Source organism: Nocardia sp. NPDC059177 (assembly GCF_042755165.1).
In the GTDB taxonomy this organism is placed as follows: Bacteria; Actinomycetota; Actinomycetes; order Mycobacteriales; family Mycobacteriaceae; genus Nocardia.
In genome coordinates, this window is the sequence record NZ_JBHZBX010000003.1 from 118,661 (window position 1) to 133,046 (window position 14,386).

At 66.9% G+C, this 14,386-nt stretch carries 22 protein-coding genes; 6 read left to right on the forward strand and 16 right to left on the reverse strand.

Annotated elements, in window-relative coordinates; all coding sequences use genetic code 11:
• Nucleotides 1–224 precede the first annotated feature (224 nt).
• From ACFXK0_RS05490 to ACFXK0_RS05505, 4 genes are all read left to right on the forward strand, one after another.
• The gene (locus ACFXK0_RS05490) at nt 225–644 is read left to right on the forward strand and encodes a TIGR03667 family PPOX class F420-dependent oxidoreductase (RefSeq protein ID WP_379408596.1); all 420 of its coding nucleotides are present in this window, start codon (nt 225–227) and stop codon (nt 642–644) included.
• Nucleotides 644–1,219 carry a putative glycolipid-binding domain-containing protein gene (locus ACFXK0_RS05495; protein ID WP_379408598.1) on the forward strand — a complete coding sequence of 192 codons (576 nt, stop codon included), beginning with the start codon at nt 644–646 and terminating at the stop codon, nt 1,217–1,219. Before ACFXK0_RS05490 ends, ACFXK0_RS05495 begins: the two co-directional genes overlap by 1 nt.
• 24 nt (nt 1,220–1,243) lie before the next feature.
• Complete coding sequence (locus tag ACFXK0_RS05500; protein WP_379408599.1) at nt 1,244–2,185, forward strand: RluA family pseudouridine synthase; 942 nt, start codon at nt 1,244–1,246, stop codon at nt 2,183–2,185.
• A 128-nt stretch (nt 2,186–2,313) separates the two neighbouring features.
• Complete coding sequence (locus ACFXK0_RS05505; RefSeq protein WP_379408600.1) at nt 2,314–3,051, forward strand: type II CAAX prenyl endopeptidase Rce1 family protein; 738 nt, start codon at nt 2,314–2,316, stop codon at nt 3,049–3,051.
• A gap of 2 nt (nt 3,052–3,053) precedes the next feature.
• On the opposite strand, the gene ACFXK0_RS05510 is transcribed toward ACFXK0_RS05505, so the two are convergent.
• From ACFXK0_RS05510 to ACFXK0_RS05520, 3 genes are all read right to left on the reverse strand, one after another.
• Nucleotides 3,054–3,908, reverse strand: a complete 855-nt coding sequence (locus ACFXK0_RS05510; RefSeq protein ID WP_379408601.1) for a GSU2403 family nucleotidyltransferase fold protein — start codon at nt 3,906–3,908, stop codon at nt 3,054–3,056.
• Nucleotides 3,868–4,944: a hypothetical protein gene (locus ACFXK0_RS05515; protein ID WP_379408602.1), complete on the reverse strand. Its 1,077-nt coding sequence runs from the start codon at nt 4,942–4,944 to the stop codon at nt 3,868–3,870. The genes ACFXK0_RS05510 and ACFXK0_RS05515 overlap by 41 nt, the downstream gene beginning before the upstream one ends.
• Before the next feature lie 71 nt (nt 4,945–5,015).
• Complete coding sequence (locus tag ACFXK0_RS05520) at nt 5,016–5,684, reverse strand: TetR/AcrR family transcriptional regulator (RefSeq protein ID WP_379408603.1); 669 nt, start codon at nt 5,682–5,684, stop codon at nt 5,016–5,018.
• Between the two features lie 105 nt (nt 5,685–5,789).
• On the opposite strand from ACFXK0_RS05520, the gene ACFXK0_RS05525 reads away from it, so the two are divergent.
• Nucleotides 5,790–6,626, forward strand: coding sequence for an SDR family oxidoreductase (locus tag ACFXK0_RS05525; protein ID WP_379408604.1), 837 nt, complete (start codon nt 5,790–5,792; stop codon nt 6,624–6,626).
• Between the two features lie 236 nt (nt 6,627–6,862).
• On the forward strand, nt 6,863–8,434 hold the full coding sequence (locus ACFXK0_RS05530; protein ID WP_379408605.1) for a hypothetical protein: 1,572 nt from the start codon (nt 6,863–6,865) through the stop codon (nt 8,432–8,434).
• A 4-nt stretch (nt 8,435–8,438) separates the two neighbouring features.
• Here the strand turns inward: ACFXK0_RS05530 and ACFXK0_RS05535 are convergent, their stop codons facing one another.
• The 13 genes from ACFXK0_RS05535 to rpsJ form a co-directional block, all read right to left on the reverse strand.
• Nucleotides 8,439–8,813 carry a type II toxin-antitoxin system death-on-curing family toxin gene (locus ACFXK0_RS05535; RefSeq protein WP_379408607.1) on the reverse strand — a complete coding sequence of 125 codons (375 nt, stop codon included), beginning with the start codon at nt 8,811–8,813 and terminating at the stop codon, nt 8,439–8,441.
• On the reverse strand, nt 8,810–9,004 hold the full coding sequence (locus ACFXK0_RS05540) for a ribbon-helix-helix protein, CopG family (protein ID WP_232996604.1): 195 nt from the start codon (nt 9,002–9,004) through the stop codon (nt 8,810–8,812). The genes ACFXK0_RS05535 and ACFXK0_RS05540 overlap by 4 nt, the downstream gene beginning before the upstream one ends.
• Before the next feature lie 109 nt (nt 9,005–9,113).
• Nucleotides 9,114–9,383 (reverse strand): 30S ribosomal protein S17, encoded by a 270-nt coding sequence (gene rpsQ, locus ACFXK0_RS05545; RefSeq protein WP_379408608.1) that lies wholly within the window; start codon nt 9,381–9,383, stop codon nt 9,114–9,116.
• Nucleotides 9,380–9,619, reverse strand: a complete 240-nt coding sequence (rpmC, locus tag ACFXK0_RS05550) for a 50S ribosomal protein L29 (protein ID WP_040686552.1) — start codon at nt 9,617–9,619, stop codon at nt 9,380–9,382. The genes rpsQ and rpmC overlap by 4 nt, the downstream gene beginning before the upstream one ends.
• Nucleotides 9,619–10,035, reverse strand: coding sequence for a 50S ribosomal protein L16 (gene rplP, locus ACFXK0_RS05555; protein ID WP_266296839.1), 417 nt, complete (start codon nt 10,033–10,035; stop codon nt 9,619–9,621). Before rplP ends, rpmC begins: the two co-directional genes overlap by 1 nt.
• A gap of 3 nt (nt 10,036–10,038) precedes the next feature.
• The gene (rpsC, locus tag ACFXK0_RS05560) at nt 10,039–10,833 is read right to left on the reverse strand and encodes a 30S ribosomal protein S3 (RefSeq protein WP_302871706.1); all 795 of its coding nucleotides are present in this window, start codon (nt 10,831–10,833) and stop codon (nt 10,039–10,041) included.
• Nucleotides 10,834–11,247 carry a 50S ribosomal protein L22 gene (rplV, locus tag ACFXK0_RS05565; protein ID WP_379408609.1) on the reverse strand — a complete coding sequence of 138 codons (414 nt, stop codon included), beginning with the start codon at nt 11,245–11,247 and terminating at the stop codon, nt 10,834–10,836.
• A complete protein-coding gene (rpsS, locus tag ACFXK0_RS05570; protein WP_056818481.1) occupies nt 11,244–11,525 on the reverse strand; it encodes a 30S ribosomal protein S19 in 282 nt (93 codons plus the stop codon). The genes rplV and rpsS overlap by 4 nt, the downstream gene beginning before the upstream one ends.
• Before the next feature lie 14 nt (nt 11,526–11,539).
• Nucleotides 11,540–12,376, reverse strand: coding sequence for a 50S ribosomal protein L2 (gene rplB, locus ACFXK0_RS05575; RefSeq protein WP_019045019.1), 837 nt, complete (start codon nt 12,374–12,376; stop codon nt 11,540–11,542).
• Nucleotides 12,377–12,409: 33 nt separating this feature from the next.
• Nucleotides 12,410–12,715 (reverse strand): 50S ribosomal protein L23, encoded by a 306-nt coding sequence (gene rplW / locus ACFXK0_RS05580; protein ID WP_019045018.1) that lies wholly within the window; start codon nt 12,713–12,715, stop codon nt 12,410–12,412.
• Nucleotides 12,712–13,386, reverse strand: a complete 675-nt coding sequence (rplD, locus tag ACFXK0_RS05585; protein ID WP_379408611.1) for a 50S ribosomal protein L4 — start codon at nt 13,384–13,386, stop codon at nt 12,712–12,714. The genes rplW and rplD overlap by 4 nt, the downstream gene beginning before the upstream one ends.
• Nucleotides 13,383–14,048: a 50S ribosomal protein L3 gene (gene rplC / locus ACFXK0_RS05590; RefSeq protein ID WP_019045016.1), complete on the reverse strand. Its 666-nt coding sequence runs from the start codon at nt 14,046–14,048 to the stop codon at nt 13,383–13,385. The genes rplD and rplC overlap by 4 nt, the downstream gene beginning before the upstream one ends.
• Nucleotides 14,049–14,062: 14 nt before the next feature.
• Complete coding sequence (rpsJ, locus tag ACFXK0_RS05595) at nt 14,063–14,368, reverse strand: 30S ribosomal protein S10 (protein ID WP_003938093.1); 306 nt, start codon at nt 14,366–14,368, stop codon at nt 14,063–14,065.
• Nucleotides 14,369–14,386: the final 18 nt, after the last annotated feature.

Here is a 14,386-nt window from a genome sequence, read left to right on the forward strand (position 1 = left end):
GCTCACCCCAGAGCAGGCGCACCGAGCCATGCAAATCCATCTCGAATGCAGTGTGGACCTGTGCCGGGCCCGGCGGCGCGCCAGGCACACACTCGTGGAAGCGAAACTGATGGTGCTCGATCAACGAGCCGGATAGCGATTCGCCCGCCGAATTCCGGGAATGGTGATCGAGTGGGGGATGTTGCGCACGAACGAGCCGACCGGTCCATCGCGAGGAGCACACCATGTCCGTTCTCGACGAAAGCACTCCCTTCGGCGCCACGGTCGCGCGGCGACTGGCCGATGACCACGTCATCTGGCTGACCACGATCGCGCCGAGCGGCACGCCCCAACCCAATCCGGTGTGGTTCCTGTGGCGGGCTGGCGAGTTCCTGCTCTTCACCCAGCCGGGCACCCCGAAATTGCGGAATATCGCCGCCAACCCGCGGGTCTCGCTGAATCTCAACAGCACAGCGAGCGGCGGCGATGTCGCGGTCTTCACCGGCACCGCACAGGTGGGCGCGGCGGCGGATCCCGAGGAAACCGCCGCGTATGTGCGCAAATACACGCAGGGATTCGTGGACATCAAGATGACCGAGGCGGAATTCTTCGCCGACTATTCGGTACCCGTGCACATCACTCCCGACCGCCTTCGCGGTTTCTGATGTTCGCCCCGCTGCCCGCCGCGGCCGCATGGTTGCATCGCGAAGCACGCACCGGATTCGAAGTGGCGTATTTCCGCGGCGATGATCGGGGCGTGCTGATCGAGGGCTGCGCAACCGCGGTCGAGGACGGGCAGCCGTGGGCGATCGACTATCGGCTGCGCCTCGACGGCAGCTGGCACACCCGCTCGGCGCACATCACCGGGCGCTATCGCGACGCGCGGCGCACGGTGACGGTGCACTCCGACGGCCTCGGGCGCTGGCAGGTCGACGGTGCCGCCGCACCCGAGTTCGACGGCTGTCTCGACATCGATCTGGAGGCGTCGGCGCTGACCAACGCGTTCCCGGTGCATCGCCTCGCCCTCCCGGTCGGCGACGCCGCCGACGCCCCCGCCGTCTACGTGCGCGCCGGTGACCTCGCCACCACGCGCCTGCCCCAGCACTATCGCCGGATCACCGACGGCCCCGGCCAGCGCTACGACTACCGCGCACCCACCCTCGACTTCCACGCCACCCTCGACTACGACGAGCACGGCCTGATCACCACCTACCCCGGACTGGCCGAACGCACCGCCTGACCAGCACGCCGATACGCTTTCCCCATGCGACGTAGGCAGCGGCCGCCACTGCCGAAGCGGCATGGACTCGACCCGGCCCGGCTCCGATTCCCGGAGCAGGGGCACTGGGCGAGCGCGCGCGATCACCTGGTCGAGCGGCTCCCCAGGGTGGATCCGGCCAGGATCGACGAGATGCTGGCGGCGGGCGAGATCGTCGACCTGACCGGCCCGCTGACCCCTGACGCCCCGTTCGTGCCGGGCGGCGCGGTCTGGTTCCACCGTGATCTGCCGGTGGAGACCGAGGTGCCCTTCGAGATCGGGATCGTGCACCGCGACGACGACATCCTCGTCATCGACAAGCCGCATTTCCTGGCGACCATCCCGCGCGGCCAGCACATCCTGCAAACCGCCCTGGTCCGCCTGCGCCGCGACCTGGACCTGCCTGATCTCGTCCCCGCCCACCGCCTCGACCGGGTGACCGCCGGACTGATCCTGTTCGTGGTGAACCCGGCCGCGCGCGGGGCCTACCAGACGATGTTCCACCACCGGACCGTGCGCAAGGAATACGAGGCCATCGCGCCCTACGATCCGGCGCTCGAGCTGCCGCGCACCGTACGCAGCCGGATCGTCAAGGAGAAGCAGGTGATCGCCGCCCAGGAGGTCGAGGGCGAGCCGAACGCCGAGACCGAGGTGGAACTCCTCGAACACCGCGACGGACTCGGCCGCTACCGCCTGCGCCCGCACACCGGCCGCACCCATCAGCTGCGATTGCACATGAACAGCCTCGGCGTGCCGATCCTGGGCGACGACTTCTATCCGGTGCTCACCGACAAATCCGTCGACGACTACACCCGGCCGCTGCAATTACTGGCCGCGACGCTCGCCTTCACCGACCCGATCAGCGGACAACCGCGGCGGTTCGAGACGGCACGCAGCCTGCGGGCGTGGACGGATCTGCCCGGATGGTCCGGATCGGCTGTCGAGTAGCTCACAGGCCGGGGCGCATTGTTCGATCTTGATGACCGTCCATCGGGCCGGTCGAACCCGGAATCGGCCGCTGACCTGCGTTTCCGCGCACCGTTTCCTTGTCGTGATATTTCCGTACACTCGGTCGGGTGCCTGTACCCGCCACCGTCGCCGCGCCCCGGCCCAAGCTGCACGCCTACATCGATATCGCCGTGGTCGTCGTCGTCCTGGCCGGTACCAATCTGATCGCGCACTTCACCACCGCGTGGGCCAATATCGTCATCGTGCCGCTCGCGGCCGTCGCGCTCTTGGCGCTGATGCGCCGACGCGGACTCGGCTGGGCCGAACTCGGCCTGTCCCCCCGGCACTGGCGGCGCGGCACGATCTACGCGCTCGGCGCGGTCGGCATCGTGCTCACCGCCGTCGCGATCGGCGCGATCCTGCCGATCACCCGGCCGTTCTTCCTCGCCGACCGCTACGCGACGATCTCCGGCGCGCTGATCGCCTCGATGATCGTCATCCCGTTGCAGACGGTGATCCCCGAAGAACTCGCCTTCCGCGGCGTCCTGCACGGCACGCTGGACCGCGTACTCGGCGTCCGCGGACTCTTCGCGGCGGGCTCACTGCTGTTCGGCTTCTGGCACATCGCCTCCTCCCTGGGCCTGACCAGCGGAAACAAGGGCCTGTCCGGCATCGTCGGCGGCGGCCTGGCCGGCCAGATCATCGGCATCACCCTCGCCGTCGCGGCCACCGCCGCCGCCGGCGTGGTATTCACCTGGCTACGCAGGCGCAGCGGCAGCCTGCTCGCCCCCATCGCCCTGCACTGGTCCCTCAACGGCGCAGGCGCCCTCGCCGCAGCCGTCGTCTGGCACACCGCCCTGAGCTGAGTTCAGACGTCCCCCTCGATCGCGGCTAGAAGCTCGCGAGCGAGCAGGCAGACCGCCCGGGAGACATACTCGGGCTCACCAAAGCCCTCCTCTGCCCGTCCAGCCATTGCGGCGCCGACAGCATCAACCTCAGCAGCGAACAGTTGCGACAGATGCGTCACCGCCTCCGTGGTGACATCCCGGCTGATTTCCTCGCCGAGCAGCACTGCGAACGACTCCGCTACGCGCGTGGGATCGCAGGCAGCAAGAAGCCGATAGACGTCATGCGCGTCCTTGTCGTTCAGTCGGCTGGGCTGCTGGATTCGCTCCGCGATCTTGTGGCACTTCGCAACGATCAGTGCGGCTGGTCCAGCCACATTCGCGACGAGCGCGCGGGTGTCACCATCAACGAACTCACGGTCGACCACCTCACGGTGATCTATCAGGGCAGCTTCGAGTCCACGCGCTCGACGGGCCGCTCTCTTTCCATGGGGTGGAATACGCGCTGATCGCGCCTGTCGACCGCCCGGTCCGGCCAGATACTCGGGGACCATCAGGTCCACCGGGATGCCGTGAGGGTTCACCCACGAGCCTGGCTGCTGATTGAGATTGGGAACGAAGCCTGCCGCGGTCATCGCCACTTCCAGCCGCGGATCATCCCGGAGGACAAGGGGATTGATCGCAACATCGCTGTCCTTCGTCATCTCCGGTAGAGCAATGGTGAGATCTCCGGTGTGCATGTACACAGCTTGGGCTCCGACAACGATGACAGCGGCCCGATGCTCAGCCAGCGCATCGAGCGCGTCGAGCAGAGCCGTGCGCGTTCGGAATTGAAGATCAAACGGACTGAAACTGTCGTCTACGCCAGACCGACTCATTTTGTCCCATCCAGTCGAGGAGTTCTTCAGCTTCTGACGGGGCGCGCCCTGGGCCAGTCATCAGGTCGACAACGACCTGAGCTGGGGCGGCCATAACCAAACCATCCAGTGCCCGAACGGATCGACGCTGCACAACCGGGTACACCGGTTCCGCAATCAGCACGTTGGCACCGGTCTCAGCGGCGTGGAGACCCCATCGCTGCGCGGCGGCGACCGGATCGGCGGTGTAGAGCATCGCCGAGCGTACGGGCGCGTACTGCGCCCATGCGCTCGCCGCGACCGAACCCGTGATCGCGTAGTCGACCTCTGTCGCTCGTAGTCGATCCAGCAGCGACGGCAATCCGCGCGGCGCTATCCACCGCGTCACCTGGTTGGCATGGAGGAATTGATAACTCGTGCTCCAACGGCGCAGGATCCCCTGCCAATCCAAGACGTCGATCTCGCCGCCCTGCCGGGCGATGAGCTCTTCCTGCTCGAGGTACTCGAGGACCCGATACACCGATCCGGTGGATGCACCGGATTCGGTGATCAGATTCCGAACCCGCCATGGTCCTCGAATGTCGACGAGCGCGCGGACCACTTTGGCCGCCGGTCCGCCGTTGAGGCCTTCCTTCGGCCGTCCAGGCCCCCGTCTGGGATCCGATCGCGCACCACGATCCGAGAGGAACAGGCCGACAGCATCTCCCCGGACAAGCATATTGCCGGTTATGTCCACATAGGACAGTCCCGCTTCCGATAATCGTTCCCGAGTCGGTTCCGACAGATAGGAAGCGACAACCATGCCGATCACGCCGGGCGTGTCCTGCATGTATCGACCCAGCTGCTCCTTCACGGAAGAAACCTCACGGGTGGTAACCGAGGTTTTGACCTCGACGACGAATTCGACCTCCGCCCCAGCGGGAGACCGCAGGATCAGCGAAGCGTCGACCCGTCCCATTCCCCTGAGCGGTTTCGGCTGCCACGTCACCGTGACCGACCAGGTCGACGGCAACCGCGAACGAATGGCCTCAACGGCGGCCTGGAGCAGGTTCGCCATGGCACGATCCTCGGATAACCCGACCATGTTCAGACAATAGCAGGATTCCACCGATGACGGAAACTGCTTATTTACTGAACATGTGGCGGCAACTCCCCAGCCAGCGCGGGGTCGGTGGCGCGGACTGCGGCGAAGAGGGCGGCGCAGACTTTTACCAGTTCGGCTGGGGCGTCGGTTCGGCCGTCCAGGAGCCAGTCGACCAGTAAGTGGTTGATGCCGCCTACTACGGCGACGCAGGTCAGGCGTTCATGCAGGGACAGTGGTTGGGATCGGGCGGTGGCCCAGATGCTGGCGATGAGTTCGGCGTATTCGCGTAGCACGGCGTGTCTGCGCTGTTCCATCTGTGCCGAGACGCCGACCACCTCGATCAGCACCACCTTGGCCCGGCGGGGGTCGTCGGTCAGGTAGCCGACGAAGGCGGTCAGGCCGGCGTCGATCATGGTTTCCAGGGCGGCGGCCGCGTCGATCGCGCGCAGGGTGCGGTCCTGCAGCTGGGCGGTGAGTTCGGCGTAGAGGGCGGCCAGGCAGGCTTCGCGGTCGCGGAAGGACTCGTAGAAATAGCGTTCGGTGAGACCGGCGGCGCCGCACAGATTCTTCACCGAACCGGCGGGGTAGCCCTGGGTGCCGAACACCTCCAGTGCCGCGTCCAGCAGCATCTGCCTGCGGTGGTGCGCCCGCTGCGCCTGCGACTGTCCCAGATAGCGCCTGCCTGTCGGGCGATCGGCATCGTGATCCGTCATCAGACTCTGTCCTTCGCTCCGATCGACATGGAATACTGAGCCCCGACTACTGACATGATGCCATGTCAGTAGCGCCGTTACCGCTGATCCGAAAGGCTCTTGTCGATGAAACGCACCCATGCTGGTCTAGTCGTCGCGATCACCGGCGGCGCAGCGGGCATCGGCCGCGAGATCGCGCACCAGTTCGCCGAGGCGGGGGCGCGGGTCTGCATCGGCGACCTGTCCGGCCACGATGCCAGGGTGGTCGCGCGGCAACTGCCCGGGACAGTGCACGGCTGCGAACTCGACGTCACCGACGAGCGTTCGTTCCACAGCTTCCTCGCGACCACCGAAGCGCTGCTCGGGCCGATCGATGTGCTCGTCAACAACGCGGGCGTGATGTGGGTCGGCTCCTTCGACGCCGAACCCGACACCGCGACGGCCCGGATGATCGCGGTGAACCTGCACGGTGTCATCCGGGGCGTGCGGTTGGTCGCGCCGGGCATGCGGACGCGGCGGCGCGGGCACATCGTCACCATCGCCTCGGCGGCGGCCAAGGTCTCCCCGCCCGGGGAATCCACCTACGCCGCGACCAAACACGGCGTGCTCGGCTACCTGACCGGCGTGCGCGAGGAACTGCGCGGTACCGGCGTGCGGGTCTCGGTCGTCATGCCGGGTGTGGTCGACACCGAGCTCGCGGTCGGCACCGCCACGGGCGCCGCGAAACTGCTCCAGCCCGGCGATGTCGCGCGCGCGGTGCTCGATGTGGTCGAGCGGCCACGGTTCGAGGTGTCGATCCCGGGATACGTCAGCCCGCTGGTCCACCTGGCCGGGCTGCTCCCCCAGCGTCTGCGCGACCCCCTGCTGCGGCGCGCGGTCCCGAATCAGGTGGCGGCGGTACGTGGTTCGGCGGCCCGCGACGCCTACGAAGGCCGCCGCGTGCTGGGCGAGCCCGACAGCTGATTCCCAGGGTGGTCGCCACGTCGTCCCGGACCGCGGCCGGCTCGTCGGCGCTGCCCGGTACGCCCCGCTCGCCTGATTCGCCGCTTGTCATCGACCGCACGCGCGAGGTTTACGGACCGATCGACGCGGCGCCGATCTCGTGCACCGTTGACCCACACGCGCGCGACGTTTACGCTCTCTGGCAATCACACATATGTTCGATAGTCCATATGTTCGAGTGACGCGGAAGGCGCGAGATGTCCGACGATCGGTCGATCGAGAATGCCCTGCGCACACCGGACACCGAGATCACGGCGCTGGCCCAGCAGGTCGCGACCGCGCGGGGCAAGATCGGGCTGCAGCACGACGCCGCGCTCTACGAGGCGCTCTCGGCCGAGGAGATCCGCGCCGAACGTGAACTCGCCGAATGGATCAGGGCCCAGCGCCGCAAACAACGCCGCCGCGCCGTCGCCGACGAACTCGCCGCCGACCAGCGCGATCGGCGCACCGGTGCACTCATCCGCCGCGCCGACGAGGCCGACGCCCGCTGGCATCGCAAGGCGCTGGCCGCGCGGCGCCGGGTGTCGAGCGCCGATGCCCGGCTCGCCCAGCTCTATCGCCGTTCGGAATGGTCATCGCGGGCACTGATCGGTGTTGTCGTGCTCGGCATGGTCTGGGCGGGGGTGAACGTCCAGCGCAACCTGGTACCCAGCGGCGACATGAGCGACCCGCTCTACTGGCTCAGCTACGGCATCGAAGCGATGATCTCCATCCCGATCATCACCATCATGGTCGCCGCCACCACCGCCGCCCGCTGGGGCCGCGAACTCGAACGCGGCAAGGTCCTGCTGTTCGAACTCGCCCTGCTCGGCACCACCGTCGCCCTCAACGCCGGCCCCCACCTGGCCGCCGGATCCTTCGGCCGCGCAGCCGAATACGCGATCGCCCCGGTGATGGTAGGCGTGGTGATCTGGTTGCACGCGTGGGTGTCGGCCCGGTACGCGCTGCTCATCGAAAGCGCATCGGTGGAACTGCCGGGCGATCAACCGGGATACACCCCGGCCGAGCGGCTGGCTCAGCCGAGCTATCCGACCGCCGAAGCGATCGCCGCTGGTGCCACAGATACCGAAGCCGACGCCCAGGTGGTTGTCACTGCGCCGGCCGAGCGCGCACACGTTCCGCGCGATGCCCGCCGGGTCGCGACCGAGAAACCGACTGCCCCCGGCACCCTCGAATTGATCCACAAGGCCGCCGCCGACCATCGGCCCATTGGGAACGAACACGCGGCTCGTCCGGCCGTGGCCGGCACGCGGCGAATACCGGTGACCGCCGCCGCGCAGAGCACAGCGGGCGACGCGACCGGTACCGACCCGGTTCCCGAGGCGACGGCGCACGCCGGCACCGTCGCCCGTGACCACAACGGCGACACGGCATCCGCCGAATCGGCGACGATGCACACCGATCCACAGCCCCAGGTCGGCCTACCCGAACAGCTGACCCTCACGAACGAGCCGGAGGCCGCGCCTCAGCCGGCCGCCGAGCAGCCGCTGCCCGAGCCGGCCGAAGACCTCACCATCGACGAGCCGGACGAGGACCTCGACCCCCACGACTTCGACGACGACACCGAGGTCCGCGCCCTGGCCCGCCAGATCGCCCACCGCAGCCCGCTGCGCCTGACCCTCGATCAGATCGAGGAGATTCTAGAACTCACCGATCAGTCCTGGACCGCCCGCAGCATCGGCGCCGAGGTCGGCGTCTCCGGCAGCACCGTCACCAATGTCGTCGACTTCGCCCGAAAGATCCGCCAGCCCTACGCTTTCACTGGTTGAGACCTCAGGTCCGCGCGGACCACAGCTCCAGGCTCTTCGCTATCTCGGCGACATCCACGTCGCCCGTCGCGATCCGGTTCATCAGCTCCTCCTGCTCGTCGGGGAGCGGGCGAACACGATATCCGTTCAGCCGGAGCATGGCGACACTCGCGACGAACGCCGTTCGCTTGTTCCCATCGATCAGGGCATGGTTTCGCGCGATCGAATGCAGGAGAGCGGCGGCCTTGAGCAACAACCCCGGGTACGCTTCCTGGCCGAATACTGTTGCCTTCGGCCGCTCGACGGCGCTGGCCAGCAGACCGATGTCGCCTACGGCGTGCGGCGTCTTGTTCACCGCGCGGGCAATGGCGACGACCTCAGCGAGATCGAGATAGATCACGCGAGGCGGCGCATCAGTTCGGCATGCTCATCCATGATCGAGTCGATCATGGACCCGAACGCCTCCGCCTGCCGAGTGACGTACATGTGAATCGCTTCCTGGGCCAGGTCCTGTTTGCTCCGGCCGAGCCGCTCGGCCAGCTCGGTCAGCCGCCGGTCGTCGTCCCCATTGAGCCGTAGAGTCATCGCCATCGCTCGATGATACCAGCAAGGTATCAATCTGCCGACGGCACGACGAAGGCCCGCTTCCCTGGGGAAACGGGCCTTCGTGGCAACGATCTCGATGGATCGAGGAGGGAGGCTACTTGGCCTTCTCCAGGACCTCGACCAGACGCCAGCGCTTGGTGGCCGACAGCGGGCGGGTCTCCATCAGCTGAACGCGGTCGCCGACACCGGCGGTCTCGTTCTCGTCATGCGCCTTCACCTTGGAGGTGGTGCGAATGATCTTGCCGTAGAGCTTGTGCCGGTGACGGTCTTCCAGCTCGACGACGATCGTCTTGTTCATCTTGTCCGAGACAACGTAGCCGGTACGAACCTTGCGGCTGTTGCGCTCTTCGGTGTTCTCGCTCATGCCGCATCTCCCTTGCCAGCGGGTGCCGAGGCCAGGCCGAGCTCGCGCTCACGCATGACCGTGTAGATGCGCGCGATCTCGTGACGGACGACGCGCAGACGACGGTTGTTGTCGAGCTGACCCGTCGCCATCTGGAAGCGGAGGTTGAAGAGTTCTTCCTTCGACTCACGCAGGCGGGCCACGAGCTCTTCTTCGTTGAGCTCGCGGAGCTCTGCGGCCGGTGTTCCGGTAGCCATCAGAACTGCTCCTCCCTGGTCACGATCCTGCACTTCATGGGGAGCTTGTGCATCGCGCGGCGCAGGGCCTCACGAGCGGTCTCCTCGTTGGGGTAAGACATCTCGAACATGACCCGACCGGGCTTCACGTTCGCGACCCACCACTCCGGCGAACCCTTACCGGAACCCATGCGGGTTTCGGCCGGCTTCTTGGTGAGCGGGCGGTCGGGGTAGATGTTGATCCAGATCTTGCCGCCACGCTTGATGTGGCGGGTCATCGCGATACGCGCCGACTCGATCTGACGGTTGGTGACGTAGGCGGGCTCGAGAGCCTGGATGCCGTACTCACCGAACGCCACCGCGGTGCCGCCCTTGGACATGCCGGAGCGACCGGGGTGGTGCTGCTTGCGGTGCTTGACCCTACGGGGCATCAGCATGCGTCAGCCCTCCTGACTCTCTGCCGGAGCCTCCGCCACTGCGGTGGCGGCGCGCCCGACCTCGGTGCTGGTCGCGGTGGTGCCGGCGGAACCGGAACGACGCGGGCGGCTCGGACGCTCGCGGCGCGGGCGCTCCGGAGCAGCAGCGGCAGCGGTCAGCTCACGACGACCACCGACGATGTCACCCTTGTAGATCCAGACCTTCACGCCGATGCGACCGAAGGTGGTCTTGGCCTCGTAGAGGCCGTAGTCGATGTCCGCGCGCAGCGTGTGCAGCGGGACGCGACCCTCACGGTAGAACTCCGAGCGCGACATTTCGGCGCCACCGAGGCGGCCCGAGCACTGCACGCGGATGCCCTTGACGTTCGGCGAACGCATGGCCGACTGGATGGCCTTACGCATCGCGCGACGGAACGCCACACGGTTGCTGAGCTGCTCGGCGACACCCTGAGCGACCAGCTGCGCATCCGACTCGGGGTTCTTGACCTCGAGGATGTTCAGCTGAACCTGCTTCTTGGTGAGCTTCTCCAGCTCGGCGCGGATGCGGTCGGCCTCCGCGCCACGGCGACCGATCACGATGCCGGGACGCGCGGTGTGGATATCCACACGGACGCGATCACGGGTGCGCTCGATCTCGACCTTCGAGATACCGGCCCGCTCCATGCCAGTGGCGAGGAGCTTGCGGATCTGAACGTCTTCCTTCACGTATTCCGCGTACTGCTTGTCCGCGTACCAACGCGACTTCCAGTCGGTGGTGATACCGAGGCGGAAGCCATGGGGGTTGATTTTCTGTCCCATTTACTTTGCCCCTCCCTTCCGGCGGCTACGAGTGGCAGCGCCGGCAGTGGGCACGCTCTCGACCTCGATGGTGATGTGGCTGGTGCGCTTGCGGATCCGGAACGCGCGGCCCTGGGCCCGCGGCTGGAAACGCTTCATGGTGGCGCCCTCGTCGACGTAGGCCGTCGAGATGACCAGGGTGGCCGGGTTGAGGCCGAGGTTGTTCTCGGCGTTCGCCGCGGCACTGGCCACGACCTTGGCGACCGGCTCGCTCGCGGCCTGCGGCGCGAACTTCAGGATCGCCAGGGCGTCCTCGACGCGCTGTCCGCGGACCAGGTCCACGACGCGACGCGCCTTCATCGGGGTGACCCGCACGTGCTTAGCGGTGGCGCGGGCAGTCGGGTTCTGAACCGTTTCGGTGTTGGTTTCAGTCATCGCCGCTTGCTCTTCCGGTCGTCCTTGACGTGGCTCTTGAACGTCCTGGTCGGCGCGAACTCACCGAGCTTGTGGCCGACCATGTTGTCCGAGATGAACACCGGGACATGCTTGCGACCGTCGTGGACGGCGAAAGTGTGGCCGATGAAATCGGGGATGATGGTCGAGCGACGCGACCAGGTCTTGATGACCTGCTTCGTGCCCTTCTCGTTCTGCACGTCCACCTTCGCGAGGAGGTGGTCGTCGACGAACGGGCCCTTCTTGAGGCTGCGTGGCATTTCTTACCTCCTCCTTAGCGCTTCTTGCCGGTCTTGCGGCGGCGAACGATGAGCTTGTCACTCGGACGGTTGGGCTTGCGGGTACGGCCTTCCGGCTGGCCCCACGGGGAGACCGGGTGGCGACCACCGGAGGTCTTACCCTCACCACCACCGTGCGGGTGGTCGACCGGGTTCATGACGACACCACGGACGGTAGGACGGCGGCCCTTCCAGCGCATACGGCCGGCCTTGCCCCAGTTGATGTTCGACTGCTCGGCGTTGCCGACCTCGCCGACGGTGGCGCGGCAGCGCACGTCGACACGGCGGATTTCACCGGAGGGCATACGCAGGGTCGCGTACGGCCCTTCCTTGCCCAGCAGCTGGATGCTCATGCCTGCGGCACGGGCCATCTTGGCGCCGCCGCCCGGACGCAGCTCCACGTTGTGGATCGTGGTACCGGTCGGGATGTTGCGCAGCGGCAGGTTGTTGCCCGGCTTGATGTCGGCCGTGGGGCCGGACTCGATCGGGCTGCCCTGCTGGATGCCCTTCGGCGCGATGATGTAGCGCTTCTCGCCGTCGGCGAAGTGCAGCAGTGCGATGTTGGCGGTGCGGTTCGGGTCGTACTCGATGTGCGCGACCTTGGCCGGGATGCCGTCCTTGTCCAGGCGACGGAAGTCGATGACACGGTAGGCACGCTTGTGACCGCCACCGCGGTGACGCGTGGTGATGCGACCGTGCGCGTTACGGCCACCGGACTTGGTGAGCGGGCGCAGCAGCGACTTCTCCGGCGTCGACCGGGTGATCTCGGCGAAGTCCGAGACGCTGGAGCCACGACGGCCCGGCGTTGTCGGCTTGTACTTACGGATTGCCATGAGTTCTTCTCTACTTTCTGGATGACCAGCCGCTTACGCGACCGGGCCTCCGAAGATCTCGATGGGCTTGCTGTCGGCCGAGATGGTCACGAGCGCGCGCTTGGTGTCCTTGCGCTTGCCGTAACCGAAGCGGGTCCGCTTGCGCTTGCCCTGACGGTTGGCGGTGTTGACGCTGGTGACCTTGACGCCGAAAACCTTCTCGACGGCGATCTTGATCTGCGTCTTGTTCGAATCCGGGTGCACCAGGAAGGTGTAGGTGCCTTCCTCGATCAGTCCGTAGGACTTCTCCGAGATGACCGGTGCGAGCAGGATGTCGCGGGGGTCGGCGATGGTGCTCACTTGCTCTCCTCCTGGGCCGCCTCGGCGGGACCGTGAACGAAGGCGTTCAGGGCCTCGACGCTGAACACCACGTCGTCGCTGTTGAGCACGTCGTAGGTGTTGAGCTGATCCGGGGCGATCGGCAGCACGTTCTGCAGGTTCGCCACGCTCTTCCACGCGGCGACGTCCTCGCGACCGACGACGACCAGGAACTTCTTGCGGTCCGACAGCTCGGACAGGAAGCTCTTGGCGAGCTTGGTCGACGGGGTCTGACCCGCGACCAGTTCGGTGATCACGTGGATGCGCTCGTTGCGGGCCCGGTCGGACAGGGCGCCACGCAGGGCGGCGGCCTTCATCTTCTTGGGGGTCCGCTGGCTGTAGTCACGCGGCTGCGGGCCGTGGACGGTGCCACCGCCGGCGAACTGCGGCGCACGGGTCGAACCCTGGCGGGCGCGGCCGGTGCCCTTCTGGCGGTACGGCTTCTTGCCACCACCGGAGACCTCACCACGAGTCTTCGTGGAGTGGGTGCCCTGGCGAGCGGCGGCCAGCTGCGCGATGACGACCTGGTGCATCAGCGCGACGTTGGCGGTCACGTCGAAGATCTCCGCGGGGAGGTCGACGGTGCCTTCGGTCTTGCCGCCTGCGGCCTTAACGGTCAGCGTCAGGTTGGCCTTCTTGTCGAGGCTGGTCATGCGTGCGCACCACCCTTCACGGCGCTCTTGACGATCACGACGTTGCCCTTGCGGCCGGGGATGGCACCCTTGACCAGGAGCAGGCCGTTCTCGGCGTCGACCTTGTGAACCGAGAGGTTCTGCGTGGTGACGCGGTCGTTACCCATACGGCCCGACATGCGCATGCCCTTGAACACGCGGCCGGGGGTGGCGCAGCCACCGATGGAACCCGGGCGACGGTGCACAGCCTGCGCACCGTGCGAGGCGCCCTGGCCCTTGAAGCCGTGACGCTTCATGGTGCCGGCGAAGCCCTTGCCCTTGCTGATACCGGTCACGTCGACGTAGGTGCCCTCTTCGAAGACGTCGGCGGAGAGCTCCTGGCCGACCTCGAAGGTGGAGGCATCCGCGACGCGGATCTCGGTGACGTGGCGGCGCGGGGTGACACCGGCCTTGGCGAACTGGCCGGAAGTCGGCTTGTTCACCTTGCGCGGGTCGATGGCGCCGAAAGCGATCTGCACGGCCGAGTAGCCGTCGCGCTCCACGGTGCGGATCTGGGTGACCACGTTCGGGCCCGCCTTGATGACGGTGACCGGGACGACGCGGTTCTTCTCGTCGAAGACCTGGGTCATGCCGAGCTTGGTGCCCAGGATGCCGGCTGCGGGCCGGTTCTTGTTGTCAGTCATATCTCGAGTCCCCGTCACTGAATGTTGACGTCGACGCTGGCCGGCAGGTCGATGCGCATGAGCGCGTCGACCGTCTTCGGCGTCGGGTCGAGGATGTCGATGAGGCGCTTGTGCGTACGCATCTCGAAGTGTTCGCGCGAGTCCTTGTACTTGTGCGGCGAACGGATGACGCAGTACACGTTCTTCTCGGTGGGCAACGGCACAGGCCCGACCACACGGGCGCCAGTGCGGGTCACCGTCTCCACGATCTTGCGCGCAGACGCGTCGATCGCCTCGTGGTCATAGGCCTTGAGCCTGATGCGGATCTTTTGTCCCGCCACGCTAAGTGTCCTTTTCTC